Source organism: Streptomyces sp. NPDC058758 (genome assembly GCF_042746075.1).
Lineage (GTDB): Bacteria > Actinomycetota > Actinomycetes > Streptomycetales > Streptomycetaceae > Streptomyces.
In genome coordinates this window covers 57,375-75,174 of sequence record NZ_JBHYPS010000026.1, presented here as the reverse complement: position 1 = coordinate 75,174, position 17,800 = coordinate 57,375, and the positions used below count along the sequence as shown (strand labels likewise).

The 17,800-nt window shown below is 74.6% G+C and carries 13 protein-coding genes; 9 read left to right on the top strand and 4 right to left on the bottom strand.

Going from position 1 to position 17,800, the window contains the following annotated elements:
• The first annotated feature begins 34 nt into the window (after nt 1-34).
• From ACFW6A_RS26450 to ACFW6A_RS26435, 4 genes are all read left to right on the top strand, one after another.
• On the top strand, nt 35-2,959 hold the full coding sequence (locus ACFW6A_RS26450) for an FAD-binding and (Fe-S)-binding domain-containing protein (protein ID WP_351854280.1): 2,925 nt from the start codon (nt 35-37) through the stop codon (nt 2,957-2,959).
• A 124-nt stretch (nt 2,960-3,083) separates the two neighbouring features.
• On the top strand, nt 3,084-5,036 hold the full coding sequence (locus ACFW6A_RS26445) for an ABC transporter ATP-binding protein (protein WP_386643387.1): 1,953 nt from the start codon (nt 3,084-3,086) through the stop codon (nt 5,034-5,036).
• 205 nt (nt 5,037-5,241) lie between these two features.
• A complete protein-coding gene (locus ACFW6A_RS26440) occupies nt 5,242-7,038 on the top strand; it encodes an ABC transporter transmembrane domain-containing protein (RefSeq protein ID WP_386483815.1) in 1,797 nt (598 codons plus the stop codon).
• Nucleotides 7,035-8,816, top strand: a complete 1,782-nt coding sequence (locus ACFW6A_RS26435; RefSeq protein ID WP_351854286.1) for an ABC transporter ATP-binding protein — start codon at nt 7,035-7,037, stop codon at nt 8,814-8,816. The genes ACFW6A_RS26440 and ACFW6A_RS26435 overlap by 4 nt, the downstream gene beginning before the upstream one ends.
• Nucleotides 8,817-8,885: 69 nt before the next feature.
• Here the strand turns inward: ACFW6A_RS26435 and ACFW6A_RS26430 are convergent, their stop codons facing one another.
• Together ACFW6A_RS26430 and ACFW6A_RS26425 are read right to left on the bottom strand one after the other, a co-directional pair.
• Nucleotides 8,886-9,611: a trypsin-like serine protease gene (locus ACFW6A_RS26430; RefSeq protein WP_351854289.1), complete on the bottom strand. Its 726-nt coding sequence runs from the start codon at nt 9,609-9,611 to the stop codon at nt 8,886-8,888.
• Nucleotides 9,612-9,765: 154 nt separating this feature from the next.
• Nucleotides 9,766-10,557 (bottom strand): metal-dependent hydrolase, encoded by a 792-nt coding sequence (locus ACFW6A_RS26425; protein WP_351854292.1) that lies wholly within the window; start codon nt 10,555-10,557, stop codon nt 9,766-9,768.
• Between the two features lie 132 nt (nt 10,558-10,689).
• On the opposite strand from ACFW6A_RS26425, the gene ACFW6A_RS26420 reads away from it, so the two are divergent.
• Nucleotides 10,690-13,203 (top strand): DUF3516 domain-containing protein, encoded by a 2,514-nt coding sequence (locus ACFW6A_RS26420; RefSeq protein WP_351854295.1) that lies wholly within the window; start codon nt 10,690-10,692, stop codon nt 13,201-13,203.
• A 22-nt stretch (nt 13,204-13,225) separates the two neighbouring features.
• The gene (locus ACFW6A_RS26415; protein WP_351854298.1) at nt 13,226-14,092 is read left to right on the top strand and encodes an acyl-CoA thioesterase II; all 867 of its coding nucleotides are present in this window, start codon (nt 13,226-13,228) and stop codon (nt 14,090-14,092) included.
• A gap of 9 nt (nt 14,093-14,101) precedes the next feature.
• On the opposite strand, the gene ACFW6A_RS26410 is transcribed toward ACFW6A_RS26415, so the two are convergent.
• On the bottom strand, nt 14,102-15,172 hold the full coding sequence (locus ACFW6A_RS26410) for an RNA ligase (ATP) (RefSeq protein WP_351854300.1): 1,071 nt from the start codon (nt 15,170-15,172) through the stop codon (nt 14,102-14,104).
• 155 nt (nt 15,173-15,327) lie between these two features.
• On the opposite strand from ACFW6A_RS26410, the gene ACFW6A_RS26405 reads away from it, so the two are divergent.
• Entirely contained in the window at nt 15,328-16,065 is a 738-nt protein-coding gene (locus tag ACFW6A_RS26405) for a hypothetical protein (protein ID WP_351854303.1), read from the top strand.
• Here the strand turns inward: ACFW6A_RS26405 and ACFW6A_RS26400 are convergent.
• On the bottom strand, nt 16,062-16,280 hold the full coding sequence (locus ACFW6A_RS26400; protein WP_351854305.1) for a DUF6011 domain-containing protein: 219 nt from the start codon (nt 16,278-16,280) through the stop codon (nt 16,062-16,064). The genes ACFW6A_RS26405 and ACFW6A_RS26400 overlap by 4 nt on opposite strands.
• Nucleotides 16,281-16,316: 36 nt before the next feature.
• On the opposite strand from ACFW6A_RS26400, the gene ACFW6A_RS26395 reads away from it, so the two are divergent.
• Nucleotides 16,317-16,799: a glutathione peroxidase gene (locus tag ACFW6A_RS26395; RefSeq protein ID WP_351854308.1), complete on the top strand. Its 483-nt coding sequence runs from the start codon at nt 16,317-16,319 to the stop codon at nt 16,797-16,799.
• A 199-nt stretch (nt 16,800-16,998) separates the two neighbouring features.
• Nucleotides 16,999-17,790 carry a putative protein N(5)-glutamine methyltransferase gene (locus ACFW6A_RS26390; RefSeq protein WP_351856583.1) on the top strand — a complete coding sequence of 264 codons (792 nt, stop codon included), beginning with the start codon at nt 16,999-17,001 and terminating at the stop codon, nt 17,788-17,790.
• Nucleotides 17,791-17,800: the final 10 nt, after the last annotated feature.

Sequence of the window (17,800 nt, the reverse complement as noted above, 5' to 3'; positions counted from 1 at the left end):
CCCCGCCGGCGCCCGTGCCGAGGGGAGCCGTGCCATGCCGCTGCTGGAACCGAACCCGCGGGCCCTCAGCCCGGGCCGGAAGCGGACCCCGGCCCCCGACCGGGTCCCGGACCTCCAGGCGCGCGGCACCCCACGGCGGCTGCGGGAGGACCTGGCGGCGCTGATCGGCCCCGAGAAGGTCCTCTCGGGCGTCTCCGACCTGGTGCGGTACGCCTCCGACGCGAGCCCCTACCGCTTCCTGCCGCAGGTGGTCGTGGTCGCCGAGGACGTCGACGACGTCTCGGCCGTGCTGTCCTACGCCCACGGCAAGGGCCGCGAGGTGGTCTTCCGGGCCGCAGGCACCAGTCTCAACGGGCAGGCGCAGGGCGAGGACATCCTCGTCGACGTCCGCCGCCACTGGGCGGGCGTGGAGGTCCTGGACGGCGGGGCCCGGGCCCGGATCCGCCCCGGCACCACCGTCGTCCGCGCCAACGCCGCCCTCGCGCCCTACGGCCGGGTGCTCGGCCCCGACCCCGCCAGCGCGGTCGCCTGCACGATCGGCGGGGTCGTCGCCAACAACGCCTCCGGGATGACCGCCGGCACCACCCGGAACTCCTACCGGACGGTCGCCTCGCTCACCTGCGTGCTGCCGGGCGGCACGGTCGTCGACACCGCCGACCCCGCCGCCGACGAGGAGCTGGCCCGCGCCGAGCCCCGCCTGTGCGCGGGGCTGCTCGCGCTCAAGGCAGAGATCGAGGCCGACGCCGAGCTCACGGCCCGGATCCGCGCCAAGTACCGGATCAAGAACACCAACGGCTACCGCCTCGACGCCTTCCTCGACGGCGCCACCCCGGTGGAGATCCTGCGGGGCCTGATGATCGGCTCCGAGGGCACCTTCGGCTTCCTCTCCGAGGTCGTCTTCGACACCCTGCCGCTCGACCGGATGGTCTCCACCGCCCTGCTCTTCTTCCCCTCCCTGCCCGCCGCCGCGGCGGCCGTGCCCCGTTTCAACGAGGCCGGGGCGCTCGCCGTCGAGCTGATGGACGGCAACACCCTGCGCGCCTCGGTGCGGGTGCCCGGCGTCCCGGCCGACTGGGCGGACCTGCCCAAGGACACCACGGCGCTCCTCGTCGAGTTCCGGGCGCCGGACGAACCGGCCCTGGCCGCGTACGAGCGGGCGGCCGGCGAGGTCCTGGCCGGACTCGACCTGGTCGCCCCGGTCCCCTCCGTCGACAACGCCTTCACCCGTGACGCCGCCGTCATCGGCGGCTACTGGAAGGCCCGCAAGGCCTTCGTGACGGCCGTCGGCGGCTCCCGCCCCTCGGGCACGACCCTGATCACCGAGGACTTCGCGGTGCCCCCGGCCCGGCTCGCCGAGGCCTGCGCCGAACTGCTCGACCTCCAGGCCCGGCACGGCTTCGACGCGGCCGTCGCCGGTCACGCCGCCCACGGCAACCTGCACTTCCTGCTCGCCTTCGACGCCGCCGACCCCTCGGACGTCGAGCGGTACGCCTCCTTCATGGCCGACTTCTGCAAGCTCACCGTCGAACGCTTCGACGGCTCCCTGAAGGCGGAGCACGCCACCGGCCGCAACATCGCCCCCTTCCTGGAGCTGGAGTGGGGCCCGAAGGCGACCGAACTCATGTGGCGCACCAAGGAACTCATCGACCCCGACGGCGTCCTCGCCCCCCGGATCGTCCTCGACCGGGACCCCCAGGCCCATCTGCGCGGCCTGAAGACCATCCCGTCCGTCGAGCGGACCGCCGACCCGTGCATCGAGTGCGGCTTCTGCGAACCGACCTGCCCCAGCCAGGACCTGACGACCACCCCGCGCCAGCGGATCGTGCTGCGCCGCGAGATGCTGCGCCAGGCCGACGGCTCCCCCGTCGAGCAGCGGCTCCTGGAGGCGTACGGCTACGACGCCGTCGACACCTGCGCCGGCGACTCCACCTGCAAGCTGGCCTGCCCCGTCGGCATCGACACCGGCGCCCTGATGAAGGACTTCCGGCACGCCCGGCACTCCCCGCGCGAGGAGCGGATCGCCGCGCTCGCCGCCCGGCACTTCCGCGCCGTGGAGGCCTCGGCGCGGCTCGCGGTGGGCGCGGCCGGCCGGATGGGCGACGGCCTCCTGGAGCGGGTGACCGGCCTCGCCCGCAGGGCCGTCCGGCCCGACCTCGTACCGGAGTGGCTGCCGGAGATCCCCGGGGCGGCACCCCGGCGGCTGCCCCGCACCCACCGCCCGGCGGCCGCCGCCGTCTACTACCCGGCCTGCGTCAACCGCATCTTCGGCCATCCCGACGGGACCCCCGGCCCCTCCCTCCCGGAGGCCGTCGTCGCCGTCTCGGCCCGGGCGGGCCGGCCCGTGTGGATCCCCGAGGACGTGGCCGGCACGTGCTGCGCCACCATCTGGCACTCCAAGGGGTACGAGGCGGGCAACGCGGTGATGGCCAACCGGATCGTGGAGGCCGCCTGGGGCTGGACCGCGGGCGGCCGGCTGCCGCTCGTGGTCGACGCCTCCTCCTGCACCCTCGGCATCGCCCACGAGGTCGTCCCCCACCTCACCGACGACAACCGCGCGCTGCACGCCGAACTGACCGTCGTGGACTCCCTGGTGTGGGCCGCCGACGAACTCCTGCCCCGGCTGGAGGCACGGCGCCGGGTGGGGTCCGCGGTGGTGCACCCCACCTGCTCGATGCGGCACCTCGGCGACGCGGACAAGCTCACCGAGATCGCCGGGTTCTGCGCCGAGGAGGTCGTCGTCCCGGTCGACGCGGGCTGCTGCGCCTTCGCCGGCGACCGGGGCATGCTCCACCCCGAACTGACCGCCTCGGCCACCGCCCGCGAGGCCGCCGAGGTCACCGCCCGTCCCTTCGACGCGCACCTCTCGGCCAACCGGATGTGCGAGATCGGCATGGACCGCGCCACCGGCCGCCGGTACGCCTCCGCGCTCCTCGCCCTGGAGCGGGCCACGCGCCCCTGACCCGGCGCCTGTCCGGAAAGCGTTCCCCCCGGCGGGTGAACCGCCCGCCGGGCGGTGCGCCGGGGGCACGGCTGGGTAGCTCCTCCCCTTCCGTGTCGTCACCCGGACGGGGGAACACACCACCGTGACCGCAGAGCAGACCACCGACACCGCGGGACAGCCCGCCGACCCGGCGGCGCCCCGGGACCGGAAACAGCCGCCCGCCGAGGAGTACCGCTACCAGACGGGCAAGCTCACCGCCCTCGAAGGCAGGCCCACCTCGCCGTGGGTGATGGCCCGCCGCCTTCCGCACCTCGTGCGCCAGGGGCTCGCGCTCGGCTGGCGGGTGGACCGGCGGGCCGTCGCCCTGCTGCTCTCCTGCCAGGCCCTGTCGGCCGTCCTGGAGGCCACCGGCCTCGTCGCCACCGGCTCCACCCTCGCCTCGCTGATCGCCCCCGGCCCCATCCGGGACCGGATCGCCGAGGCGCTGCCCTCCCTCGCCCTGATCGCCTCCGCCGTCGGGCTGCGGGCCGTCCTCGGCATCGTGATCTCCGACGTCTCCTCGCGCCTCTCGCCCCGGATCTCCCGCGAGGCCGAGCTGGAGATGCTGCACGCGGCGGCGAACGCCGAACTCACCGCGTACGACCACCCCGGCTTCAACGACAAGTGGGACCACGCCGACCGGGGCGCCGACGTCGCCAAGGACCTCATCACCGAGTCGCAGATGCTGATGTCCTGCCTCGCCTCGATCATCGCCGCCGCCGGCGTCGTCGCCGTCCTCCACCCCGTGCTGCTGCCGCTGCTCGTGCTCGCGGTCCTCCCCCAGGCGCTGGCCCGGATGAAGGGCGCGCACCTCCAGTGGGAGAGCAGCCGGGCGGTCTCCGCCGAGCGGCGCACCCTGGGCCATCTGCGCTGGTACATCGCCGACCGGCAGATCGCCGACCAGCTCCGCTCCGGCACCATGTTCGGCTTCCTCCTCGGCCGCTACCGCGAGATCGGCGCCCGGGTGGACGCCGTCACCGACCGGGCCATCCACCGCGGCTCGCGCTGGGCGATGGCCGGATCGGCGGCCGGCGGCGTCGCCTCCGCCGTGATGTGGGGCGCGCTGGTGCTGCTGCTCGCCTCCGGGCGCATGACGCTCGCCTCGGCCGGCACCGCGGTCTTCGCCCTCCAGACCGTCGGCAGCAACCTGTACGGGATCGTCGGCTACGGCACCCGGATCTTCCGCACCGGGCTGTACGTCGACGACTGGGCCGACTTCATCGCGGAGGCGGGCGGCCACCGCCTGGACCGGGGCACGGTCGTCCCCGGCCCGCCGAAGGCCGTCCGCGCCGAACGGCTCGGCTACGCCTACCCGGACGCCGACCGGCCCGCCCTCACCGACGTCACGCTGGAGGTGCGGGCGGGCGAGATCGTCGCCCTGGTCGGCGAGAACGGCTCCGGCAAGACGACCCTCTCGCGGCTGCTCACCGGCCTGTACCTGCCGACGGAGGGCACGGTGACCTGGGACGGGCGGGACGTGCGCGAGCTCGACGCGTACGCGATGTGGCGGCACACGGCCGTCGTCCCGCAGGTCTTCGCGCACTGGCCGCTCTCCGCCGAGGAGAACGTCACGCTCGGGCAGCCGCGCGGCGGGCGCGGGGCGCTGCGGGAGGCCGCCGAGCGGTCGGGGGCGGACGAGGTGGTGGACGGGCTGCGCAGCGGCTGGGGGACGCTGCTGGCCCGGGAGTGGTTCGGCGGGGTCGAGCTGTCGGGCGGGCAGTGGCAGCGGATCGCGATCGCCCGGGCGTTCTACCGGCCGGGGGTGCTCGTCCTCGACGAGCCCACGAGCGCGCTCGACGCCCGCGCCGAGCACCGGATCTTCGCCGGGCTGCGGGAGGTCGCCGAGGGGCGGCCGGTCGTGCTCGTGACCCACCGGCTGGCCAACGTGGCGGTCGCCGACCGGATCGTCGTCCTCGGCCACGGCCGGATCGTGCAGGAGGGCACCTTCGACGAACTCTCTGCGGCGCCGGGGCTCTTCCGGGAGCTCCTGGAGCTCCAGAACGACCGGGGCGTCCCCGGGCAGCGGCGGCCTGAGGAGTCCGCGGGGCAGGGGTGACGGGCGGGGCGGACCGGCTCGCCCCGTACCGCCGGAGCCGGAGCCGGAAAATCCGTTGCCGCGGGGCCCGGCGGAGGGCGAACCTGGCACGGATCCCGCACCCCGGGGTCCGCACCCACGGGGTCCCTCGCCGGGACCCCCGCCGACGCGCGCCCGCGTGCGCCGGCCCACCCCCCGTCCGCCCCCGAGCACCCCTGGGGACGTCATGCAGATCCATCGACTCCCGTACGCCGACCCGGGGGTGCCCGACGTCCGCTCGGGCACCCGGTTCCTGATCTGGCTGGGGCGCATGCAGCTCGGCGGGCAGGCGAGGTCCCTGCTGTGGGGGTTGGTGCTCCAGCTGTCCATCGCCGGACTGCCGGTCGGCGTCGGCCTCGCCGTGCAGGCCGTCATCGACCGCGACGGCGGGCGGCTCGCCCTCGGCTGCGGCGTCCTCGTGGCGCTCGGCCTCGGCATCGCCGTCGGCGACACGATGCTGCACCGCACCGCCGTCACCAACTGGATCACCGCCGCCGCGCGGGTCCAGCAGCTCCTCGCCCGCAGGACCGCCGAGCTGGGCTCGCTGCTGACCCGGCGGGTCGCGGCCGGCGAGGTCGTCGCCGTCTCCACCGGCGACGTCGAGAAGATCGGCTGGTTCGTCGAGGCGTTCTCGCGCTTCGCCGCCGCCGTCCTCACCCTCCTGGCCGTCTGCGTCGGGCTCGTCGTGTACGAACCGGCGCTCGGCCTCGTCGTCGCGGTGGGCGTCCCCGCGCTCGCCCTGGCCGCGCTGCCGCTGCTGCCGCGCGCGACCCGCCGGGCCGACGAGCAGCGCGAGAAGGCCGGCAAGGCCACCGAACTCGCCTCCGACACGGTCGCCGGACTGCGCGTGCTGCGGGGCATCGGCGGCGAGGAGCTGTTCCTCGGCCGCTACCGGACCGCCTCCCAGGAGGTCCGCCGGGCCGCCGTCCGCAGCGCCCGCATGTGGGCCCTGATCGCAGCCGTCCAGGTGCTGCTGCCGGGCCTGCTGCTGATCGCCGTGGTCGCGTACGGCGCCCGGCTCGCGCTCGACGGCACGATCACCGTCGGGGCGCTGGTCACCGTCTACGGCGCGGTGGCGCTCACCCACCACCCGCTGCGGAACGTGGAGGAGATCGCGATGGCCTACGCCTTCTCGCGGCCCTCCGCGAAGCGCGCGGCGCGGGTCCTGGCGCTGAGCCGGACCACCGCGCCGGCCGGCGGCGGGCGGGAGCCGAAGGCGGCCGGTGACCTGTACGACCCGCTGACCGGGCTGATCGCCCCCGCCGGTCTGCTCACCGCCGTGGTGTGCGGCGACCCGGACGCGGCCGGCCGGCTGGCGGAGCGGCTCGGCGGGCATCCGGCCGAGCCGGGCGACGACCACGTCTCCGTACGCCTCGGCGGGGTGCCGCTCGACGAGCTGTCGCTGGACGCGGCCCGGACGGCCGTCCTCGTCCAGGACAAGGAGCCGGTGCTGCTCTCCGGCACCCTGCGCGAGCTGCTCGACGTGCCCGCGTCCGGCGCGGTCCGGCCGGAGGACGCGCTCGCCGCCGCCCAGTGCGACGACGTGCTCGACGCGCTCGCGCAGGCGTCGGTGGACACCGGCGGCGACCCGATGCGGACCCGGATCACCGAGCGGGGCCGCTCGCTCTCCGGCGGCCAGCGCCAGCGCCTCGCCCTCGCCCGGTCCCTGGTGACCGACCCGGAGGTGCTCGTCCTCGACGAGCCGACCTCGGCGGTCGACTCGCACACCGAGTCCCGCGTCGCGGCCGGGGTCCGCAAGCTGCGGTCGGGGGCGACCACCGTGGTGCTGGCCTCGTCGCCGCTGCTCCTGGACCTCGCGGACCGGGTGGTCCTGGTCCACGAGGGCCGGGCCGTCGCCCACGGCACCCACCGCGAGCTCCTGGCGCGGGAGCCGCGCTACCGGGCGGTCGTCACCCGGGAGACGGAGGACGAGCTGGCCGCGACGGCGGCCGGACCCGAAGCACTGGAAGGGGAAACCGCATGATCGGCCTGGCGCCGCCCGCGTACGACCCGGCGGCCCCGACGACCGCCACCACCCTGCCCGTCGCCGCCGGCACGACCGTCCGGGCCTACGTCCGCGGACTGCTGCGCCGGCACCGCCGCGCCTTCGTGCTGCTCGTCGTCGTGAACACGGTCGCCGTGACCGCCTCCATGGCGGGCCCCTACGTCCTCGGCCAGGTGGTGGACCGGCTCGCCGAGGGCGCGCGGGAGCTCCACCTGGGGAGCGCGGTCGCGCTGTTCGCCGTGGCGCTCGCGGTGCAGACGTTCTTCGTGCGGCTGGTCCGGCTGCGCGGGGCGATGCTCGGCGAGGAGATGCTGGCCGACCTGCGGGAGGACTTCCTGGTCCGCGCCGTCGGCCTGCCGCCGGGCGTCCTGGAGCGGGCCGGCACCGGCGACCTGCTGTCCCGGATCACCACCGACGTGGACCGGCTGGCCAACGCGATGCGCGAGGCGGTGCCGCAGCTGGTGGTCGGCGTGGTGTGGGCCGGGCTGCTGGTCGGCGGGCTCGCCTTCACGGCGCCGCCGCTCGCCCTGGCCGTGGTGATCGCCGCGCCGCTGCTGATCACCGGCTGCCGCTGGTACTTCAAGCGGGCGCCCGCCGCGTACCGCTCGGAGGCGGCCGGGTACGCGGCGGTGGCCTCCGCGCTCGCCGAGACGGTCGACGCGGGCCGCACGGTCGAGGCGCACCGGCTGGGCGCGCGCCGGGTGGCGCTGTCGGACCGGCGGATCCGGGAGTGGACGCGGTGGGAGCGGTACACGCTCTACCTGCGGTCGGTGCTCTTCCCGGTCGTCACCGCGACGCACTCGACGGTGCTGTGCGGGGTCCTCGCCATCGGCGGGTTCTGCGTCTTCAGGGGCTGGATGGACATCGGGCAGCTGACCACCGGAGCGCTGCTCGCGCAGATGCTGGTCGACCCGATCGGGATCGTGCTGCGCTGGTACGACGAGCTCCAGGTCGCGCAGGTGTCGCTGGCCCGGCTGGTGGGCGTGCGGGACATCGAGCCGGAGCCCGGCGACGGGTCGGTGGAGCCCGAGGGCCGCGCGGTCGAGGCGGCCGACGTGCGCTTCGGCTACCGGGAGGGCGTGGACGTGCTGCACGGGGTGTCGCTCGCGGTGGCGCCCGGCACGCGGCTGGCCCTGGTCGGCCCGTCCGGGGCGGGCAAGTCGACGCTGGGCCGGCTCCTCGCGGGCATCTACGGTCCGCGCTCGGGCGCCGTCACGCTGGGCGGGGCCGAGCTGGCGCGGATGCCGGCCGAGCGGGTCCGCACGCACGTGGCGCTGGTCAACCAGGAGCACCACGTCTTCGTCGGCACCCTCCGCGACAACCTGCTGCTGGCCCGCCCGGCGGCCGGGGACCCGGAGCTGTGGGCGGCGCTGGGCGCGGTGGACGCGGACGGCTGGGCGCGCGGGCTCGACGCGGGCCTGGACACCGAGGTCGGCTCGGGCGGCAGGGCGCTGACCCCGGCCCAGGCGCAGCAGATCGCGCTGGCCCGGCTGGTCCTGGCGGATCCGCACACGCTGGTCCTGGACGAGGCGACCTCGCTCCTCGACCCGCGCGCGGCCCGGCACCTGGAGCGCTCGCTCGGCCGGGTCCTGGACGGGCGGACGGTGGTGGCGATCGCGCACCGGCTGCACACCGCGCACGACGCCGACCTGATCGCGGTGGTCGAGAACGGCCGGGTCAGCGAGCTGGGCAGCCACCACGACCTGGTCGCGGCGGACGGCGCGTACGCGGCCCTGTGGCGGTCCTGGCACGGCTGATCCGGTCCCGGCCCCGCCGGGCGACGGCCGTGCCCCGCCCGGCGGGGCGGGGCACGGCCGTCCGGGCGGTCAGACGCCCGCGACCGACTGGATCCAGGACCGGTAGGCCGTCACGTTGGTGTAGGCGGTGGTCGTCTGGCGGTCGCTGGTGGAGGCCACGCCGACCTGGACGCCGTTCGCCATCATCGGGCCGCCGGAGTCGCCGCCGGCGGTGATGCCGTCGCCGCGCCGGGCGCAGATCGCCGAGCCGCCGTACGCGTCGCGGCAGCCTCCGGTCACCGTCACGTTGGCGACCTTGAGGTAGCGGGACTGACAGGTGGCCTCGGAGCCGCACTGGGAGGTGGCGCCCCAGCCGTAGACCTGGACGTTCTGTCCGACGGTCACGGAGCCGGGCTGGCCGAGCCGGGCGTAGGTCGCCGTCACGGAGCGGTCCAGGCGGACCAGCGCGAGGTCGGCGCTGTGGGTGTAGGTCTGGACCCCGTTGGCGAGGGTGCCGCCGCTGTGCTGGTCCAGGCTGCCGATCCGGAAGGAGAGGCCGCCCCCGGTGACGCAGTGCTTGGCCGTCAGGATCCAGGTGGGGGCGATGATCGTCGCGGAACAGGTCTCCCTGCCGTTGGAGAGCAGCCGGGCCGCCCAGGGGCCGCTCTGGGCGTAGCCTCCGCCGATGATCGGCTGGACGGCCGTGGTGCCGGCGGCGGGGGCGGGAGTCTCCGCCGCGGTGGCGGCGGGCGCGAACAGGGCGAGCACGGAGAGCGCCGCGGCGGCGGCGGACGCCCATATGCGGTGCGTACGCAAGGTTCCTCGTCTCCGACGGCACGCGGACGTGCCGCCTGTGGGGGGAGTGGGTGGAACCAGGGTCGTCACGCGCCGGACACCGGGGTAATCCCGTTCGTCCATAACACCGTGTTATCCCCGGGGCGGGGCACGGCCCGGCGGGGGCCGGGCCGTGCTAGAAGAAGCCGAGCGCCGAGGCCCCGCCGACGCCGCCGAGGACCATGAAGGCCGGCATGAGGACCTTCAGCTCGACCCAGCTGCCGGCCCGGAAGCGCATGCCCTTCGGCGGGCCGATCGGGTACCAGCGCTTGCGGCCGATGGGGATCGGCCACAGGATCGGGCAGCCGGAGACGGTGAGCGCGTCGCCGACGTCGTGGACGAGGGCGCCGAGGACGATCGGCAGGCCCAGCCACAGGTACTCCTGGCCGGGGCCGGTGAAGAGCCAGTCCGAGCCGTTGCCCGGCTGGTCCAGGACCCCGGCGAGGATCCAGGCGCTCGTCGCGCCGAGCAGCCACACCAGGATGTCGCTGGACATCCGCGCGGCCCGCCACAGCAGGCCCTCGACGGCGAGGACGAGGTGGACGAAGAGGATCGCGAGGACCGCCCAGCGGCCGCCGGTGACGGCCGCGACCGAGCAGCCGCCGCCGATGAGGACCGCCCACAGCCAGGTGTGGGTGAGGGTGCGGTGGCCGCCGGAGCGGCGCGGGTCCTGGGGGCTGCGGGTCGCCTTGTAGACGGCGTACGACAGCTTGTCGACGATCTCGCACAGGCCCCGCGAGACGGGGCCGAAGGCGCGTGAGATGGTGGCCGACTTGTGGTCCAGGTCGGGGGCGAGGGCCGCGCCCGCGCAGAGCAGCGCGCCGACCAGCAGCACCGGCCAGGGCATCGGGTGGTCGAAGGCGGCCGCGGCGGCTCCCACGCCCAGCCAGGCCGCCGCTCCGGACAGCGAGTGCGCCGGTCCCATCATGGTCGGTTCCGCCCCGTTTCTCCCCTGCCGGCGCCGAGTTGACGACCGGTCGACGGAGCAGCCTATCGGGCGTGATCTTCACGTTCGACGGCCGGTTCCCTCATCCGGGCGGAATGCAGGCAAGATGGGGACGTGACCCTTATCGATCAGCTGCCGCCGACCGCCGACCCCGACGCCCTCTTCGAGGCCTTCTCCTCCTGGGCCGAGGAGCGCGGCATCTCGCTCTACCCGGCGCAGGAGGAGGCGCTGATCGAGGTGGTCTCGGGGGCGAACGTCATCCTGTCGACCCCGACCGGGTCCGGGAAGTCGCTGGTGGCGGCCGGAGCGCACTTCACGGCGCTCGCGAACGACCAGGTCACCTTCTACACGGCGCCGATCAAGGCGCTGGTGTCGGAGAAGTTCTTCGACCTGTGCAAGATCTTCGGCACGGAGAACGTCGGCATGCTGACCGGCGACGCCTCCGTGAACGCGGACGCGCCGGTCATCTGCTGTACGGCCGAGGTGCTGGCCTCGATCGCGCTGCGCGACGGCAAGGACGCCGACATCGGCCAGGTCGTCATGGACGAGTTCCACTTCTACGCCGAGGCGGACCGGGGGTGGGCCTGGCAGATCCCGCTGCTGGAACTCCCCCAGGCGCAGTTCGTCCTCATGTCGGCGACGCTCGGCGACGTGTCGATGTTCGAGAAGGACCTCACCCGGCGCACCGGCCGCCCGACCTCGGTGGTCCGTTCGGCGACCCGGCCGGTGCCGCTCTCGTACGAGTACCGGCTCACGCCCATCACCGACACCCTGACCGAGCTCCTGGAGACCAAGCAGGCGCCCGTCTACATCGTGCACTTCACGCAGGCGCAGGCCGTCGAGCGGGCGCAGTCGCTGATGAGCATCAACATGTGCACGCGCGAGGAGAAGGACAGGATCGCCGAGCTGATCGGCAACTTCCGCTTCACCACCAAGTTCGGCCAGAACCTCTCCCGCTACGTCCGCCACGGCATCGGCGTGCACCACGCCGGCATGCTGCCGAAGTACCGGCGGCTCGTGGAGAAGCTGGCGCAGGCGGGCCTGCTCAAGGTGATCTGCGGGACCGACACCCTCGGCGTCGGCGTGAACGTGCCGATCCGCACCGTGCTCTTCACCGCCCTCACCAAGTACGACGGCAACCGGGTGCGCACGCTGCGCGCCCGCGAGTTCCACCAGATCGCGGGCCGGGCCGGCCGGGCCGGCTTCGACACCGCCGGCTTCGTGGTGGCGCAGGCCCCCGAGCACGTCATCGAGAACGAGAAGGCGCTCGCGAAGGCCGGCGACGACCCGAAGAAGCGCCGCAAGGTGGTCCGCAAGAAGGCCCCCGAGGGCTTCGTCGCCTGGAGCGACACCACCTTCGAGAAGCTTCAGGCCGCCGAGCCGGAGCCGCTGACCTCCCGCTTCAAGGTCACCCACACCATGCTGCTGTCGGTGATCGCCCGGCCCGGCAACGCCTTCGAGGCGATGCGCAAGCTCCTGGAGGACAACCACGAGCCGCGCAAGGCGCAGCTGCGGCACATCCGGCGGGCCATCGCGATCTACCGCTCGCTGCTCGACGGCGGCGTGGTGGAGCAGCTGGACACGCCGGACGCGGAGGGCCGCCACATCCGGCTGACCGTCGACCTCCAGCAGGACTTCGCGCTGAACCAGCCGCTGTCGACGTTCGCGCTGGCCGCCTTCGACCTGCTCGACCCGGAGTCCCCGTCGTACGCCCTCGACATGGTGTCGGTCGTCGAGTCGACGCTCGACGACCCGCGCCAGATCCTCGCCGCCATGCAGAACAAGGCGCGCGGCGAGGCCGTCGGGCGGATGAAGGCGGACGGCGTCGAGTACGAGGAGCGGATGGAACGGCTCCAGGAGGTCTCGTACCCGAAGCCGCTGGAGGAGCTGCTCTGGCACGCGTACAACGTGTACCGGAAGTCGCACCCGTGGGTCGGCGACCACCCGGTGTCGCCGAAGTCGGTCATCCGCGACATGTACGAACGGGCCATGACCTTCACGGAGTTCACCTCCCACTACGAGCTGGCCCGGACCGAGGGCATCGTGCTGCGCTACCTGGCGAGCGCGTACAAGGCGCTCGACCACACCATCCCGGACGACCTCAAGACGGACGACCTGGAGGACCTGATCGCCTGGCTCGGCGAGATGGTGCGCCAGGTGGACTCCTCGCTGCTCGACGAGTGGGAGCAGCTGGCCAACCCGGAGGTCCAGACCGCCGAGGAGGCGCAGGAGAAGGCCGACCAGGTCAAGCCGGTCACGGCCAACGCGCGCGCCTTCCGCGTCCTGGTGCGCAACGCGATGTTCCGGCGGGTGGAGCTGGCGGCGCTCGACAAGGTCGGCGAGCTGGGCGAGATGGACGCCGAGTCCGGCTGGGACGCGGACGCGTGGGGCGAGGCGATGGACGCGTACTGGGACGAGTACGACGACCTGGGGACGGGCCCGGACGCGCGCGGCCCGAAGCTGCTCGCGATCGAGGAGGACGCGGCGCACGGCCTGTGGCGCGTCCGGCAGACCTTCGCCGACCCGAACGGCGACCATGACTGGGGCATCAGCGCGGAGGTGGACCTGGCGGCCTCCGACGAGGAGGGCCGGGCGGTCGTCCGCGTGACGTCGGTCGGACAGCTGTAGACCCTTCCCGAGGAGGACGCTCGTGACCAATCCCGCCGAGAAGCTCGTGGACCTGCTCGACCTGGAGCGGATCGAGGTCGACATCTTCCGCGGGCACAGTCCGCAGGAGTCGCTGCAACGGGTCTTCGGCGGGCAGGTCGCCGGGCAGGCCCTGGTGGCGGCCGGGCGGACCGTGGACGCGGACCGGCCGGTGCACTCGCTGCATGCCTACTTCCTGCGGCCGGGCCGGCCGGGCGTGCCGATCGTCTACCAGGTGGAACGGGTCAGGGACGGGCGCTCCTTCACGACCCGCCGGGTCACGGCCGTCCAGGAGGGCCGGACGATCTTCAACCTGACGGCCTCCTTCCACCTCCCGGAGGAGGCGGGCTTCGAGCACCAGCTGCCGCCGCGCCACCTGGTGGACCCGGAGAGCCTGCCGAGGCTGGCGGACGAGATCCGGGACCACCTCGGGGCGCTGCCGGAGGCGCTGGAGCGGATGGCCCGCCGCCAGCCCTTCGACATCCGGTACGTCGACCGGCTGCGCTGGACGAAGGACGAGGTCGAGGGCGCGGACCCGCGCAGCGCGGTGTGGATGCGGGCGGTCGGGCCGCTGGGCGACGACCCGCTGGTGCACACCTGCGCGGTGACGTACGCCTCCGACATGACCCTGCTCGACGCCGTGCGGATCCCGGTCGAGCCGCTCTGGGGCCCGCGCGGCTTCGACATGGCGTCCCTGGACCACGCGATGTGGTTCCACCGGCCTTTCCGGGCCGACGAGTGGTTCCTGTACGAGCAGGAGTCCCCGGTCGCGACCGGCGGCCGGGGACTGGCCCGGGGCCGGATCTACGACCGGGAGGGCCGGATGCTCGTCTCGGTGGTCCAGGAGGGCCTGTTCCGCGCGCTGTCCTGACCGGCCGCGTCACTCGTACTCGGTGCCGCCCTTGCGGGTGAGGTAGGCCGGGCTGACCGCCTTGGCGACGGCCCGGCCGCCGGTGACCGGGCTGTACCGCTCGACGGCCGGCCGGACGACGACGCCCTCCCGGAGGTGGGCGGAGCGCCCGGAGACGGTCTCGGCGCCGCTCGCGTGGGCGAGGACGGTGTCCGGGTCGTACGGGCCCTCGTACAGGCGCGGTACGAGCGGCACCTCGCCCGGCTCCAGGACCTCGGCCGGGTCCAGCCAGCGGACCTGCCCGTCGATCTCGGCGGAGACGTCGAAGAGGGCGTAGCCGACGGCCTCGCGGCGGGCGTCGGCGCCGTACGCCAGGTCCTGGACGCCGGAGCCGTACACCTCCCCGAAGAGGCCGACGCGGGTCGCCCCGAGCCGGGCGGCGAGCCGCGCGGCGACGGCGGGCAGGCCGTGCGCGCGGACGGCCCGCCAGTACAGGTTGCGCGGGTCCTCCCGGAGGGCGAGGCCCTTGCCGCCGAAGCCCTTGGAGGACACGTACGTCCGCCCCTCCCCGGCGACGTGCGTCAGCAGGCAGGCCGTGCCGTGGATCTTCTCGGTGAGGACGACCGCCTCGCCGGGCTCGAAGATTCCGGGGTAGCGGTGCAGGTTCTCGATGTCGACCCAGGGCAGCAGGTCGGGCGCGGCCTCCACGTCGCCGCTCATGGTCGGCGGGACCGGCGGCACCCACTTGGTGATCCCGAGCGCCTCCGCGAAGTCGGTCCCGTCGGCGGCGGCCCGCGCCAGGTCGACCCCGGCCAGCGCGCCCGGCCGGCACACGATCCCCTGCGACAGCTCCCCGCGCAGCCGCACCGCCTTCACCCGGTCCGAGGCCTTCCCGGCCAGCCGCCCGGTCAGCCCCAGCTCGGCGACGAGCCCGGCGGGCAGCACCGCCTGCTCCGGGATGTAGAGGGCGGTGTCCCCGGTCCGGTAGGCGCCCTTGGCGACGACGGCCCGGTAGAGGCCGACCTGCGCCAGTTCGAGGGCGTCGGCGTTCGGGTGGGGGTGGACGGTGAGGACTTCGGCGGTGACGCGCAGGGTGGACATGTTCAGGACTCCGATGGGTGGTGTGCCGCGGGTTTCGCTCTCATGACGGACCACCCTGACGGAACGTTAAATCCCTGGCCACCGCTTTTGGCGACCGGTATCGTCGCGCTCTTCGCCGGGCGCCGCCCCGGACGGAGTCCCGTCAGGACCACGCCGTGACCTCTCCCGCACTGACCGCCGCCCTCCGCCGCGTCGACGCCGTCTTCGGCGGCATGACGGCTCCCGCCGACGGGTGCCTCCGCTGCTACGGGGCGGAGGAGCTGGCGCTCCTCGCGGTGCCCCGGACGCCGCTGGGCGACGACCTGGCACGCCGGTTCTTCCACAAGGAGCCCGGGCACTTCGGCGACCACCCGGCGGTGCTGCGGCGGGTGCTGCCGGAGTTCCTCCACCACCTCGCGGACGGCCGGTTCTCCGGCATGGGGTACGCCCCCGCCGGTCTCGGCCGGGTGCGGTGGCAGGAATGGCCCGCCGAGCAGGCCGGGGCGATCGCCGGTTTCCTCGACGTGTGGTGGCGGGAGACGCTCGCCGACCCCGCGCCCGTGTACGGGGTGGGGGCGGTGTGGGAGCTGTGCGTGGAGATCCACCGGTCGCTCGCGCCCGTGCACGACGTCTGGGCGGCCGCGCCCCGGGGCGGGACGGCGGACCGGCACCTCGCCGACTGGGTGGCGTACCGGATCGAGGACCTGCTCAACGACGACTCGTCCGTCCTGCCCTGGTACATGGACCTGGACGGCGTCCTCCTGCCCGAGCTCCAGGCCTGGCTCGTCGAGCACGCGCCCGCCCGGCTCGCCGCCCACCCCGATCCCCTGCTCGCCCGCAAGGTCGCGCTGCTGGCGCTCGGGCAGGAGGAGCGGTGGCCGGCGTACTCCGGGCTCATCGCCTCGGCCGGCTAGGGGTCCAGGCCCGGCAGCGGGTCCTGGTCTACCTCGTGGCGGCGGGTGCGGATGTCGGGGGCCGGCGGGTGGAGCTTGGCGTCGCAGGTGGGGCCCAGTCCCGTACGGCGGGAGTCCGCGCCGGTCAGGGGGCGGCCGCAGAGGCGGCAGCGGACGAGGCGGCGCGACGCGCCGGGGGCGGAATCGACCGCGATTGCCAGGGGTTCTTCACTCATGTTGTCATCACACCCTAGTCTCGACGAGGAGCCCCCATGAGTCTGTACGACATCCCGCTGAAGAACCTGGCCGGCGAGCCGGTCTCCCTGGCCGACTACCGGGACAAGGCCGTGCTGGTCGTGAACGTGGCCTCCAAGTGCGGCCTCACCCCGCAGTACGAAGGCCTGGAGCGGCTCCAGAAGACGTACGGCGAGCGCGGGCTCACCGTCGTGGGCGTGCCCTGCAACCAGTTCCTCGGGCAGGAGCCGGGTACGGCCGAGGAGATCCAGAGCTTCTGCTCGACGACGTACGGCGTCACCTTCCCGCTCCTGGAGAAGACCGAGGTCAACGGCGACGGCCGGCACCCGCTCTACACCGAGCTGACGCGGGTCGCGGACGCCGACGGCGAGGCCGGTGACGTGCAGTGGAACTTCGAGAAGTTCCTGATCTCCGCCGACGGCACCGTCACCCGCTTCCGCCCGCGCACCGAGCCGGAGGCCCCCGAGGTCGTCGCGGCCATCGAGGCGCTGCTCGGCTGAGTCCCGCACGGGCCGGCGCCGGGCCGCGGCCCGGCGCCGGCCCTGGGGTACGATCATCGGGCTCCGCACACGGCAACCGAAGGAGGTGGGTTCGATCCGCACCACGCAGGCAGGAAGCTCCCCCTCGGCGGCCGTCGCACCGGTCCGGTCGTAGCGGCCGCGGGAGCCTCCGCACGGCTTCCCGGAAGGTCTCTCCCCCATGTCGCTCGACCCCACCGTCTCCCTCCGCCCCACCATCGTCTCCCGACTCCGCGCCGCGGGCTGCGTGTTCGCCGAGGACGAGGCGGAACTCCTCATCGAAGCCGCCCGTGACGCCGCCGAACTCGACGTGCTCGTCGAGCGGCGGGCCGGCGGCCTCCCCCTGGAACACGTCGTCGGCTGGGCGGACTTCGCCGGGCTGCGGATCGCCGTCGACCCCGGGGTCTTCGTGCCCCGGCGGCGCACCGAGTTCCTCGTCGAGCGGGCCGTGGCGCTGGCCGCGCCCGGCGCGCTCTGCGTCGACCTGTGCTGCGGCTCCGGCGCGGCAGGCGCGGTGCTGCTGTCGGCCGTCCCGGACGCGCGGGTCCACGCCGCGGACATCGAGCCCGCCGCCGTCCGCTGCGCCCGCCGGAACGTCGAGCCGCGCGGCGGCCGCGTCCACGAGGGCGACCTCTTCGCGCCGCTGCCCGACGAGCTGCGCGGGCGGGTGGAGATCCTGGTCGCCAACGTGCCGTACGTGCCGACCGAGGAGGTCGGCCTGCTGCCGCCCGAGGCGCGCGAGCACGAACCGCTCGTCGCGCTCGACGGCGGCGCCGACGGTCTCGACGTGCTGCGCCGGGTGGCCGCCGAGGCGCCCGCCTGGCTGGCACCGGGCGGGCGGCTGTTCGTCGAGACGAGCGAGCGGCAGACCGGGGCGGCGGCCGACGCCGTCGCCGCGCACGGCCTGACGCCCCGGTTCGAGACCTGCGAGGACCGGTACGCGACCGTGCTCGTCGCGACCCGGCCGCGCTAGGCCGGGCGGC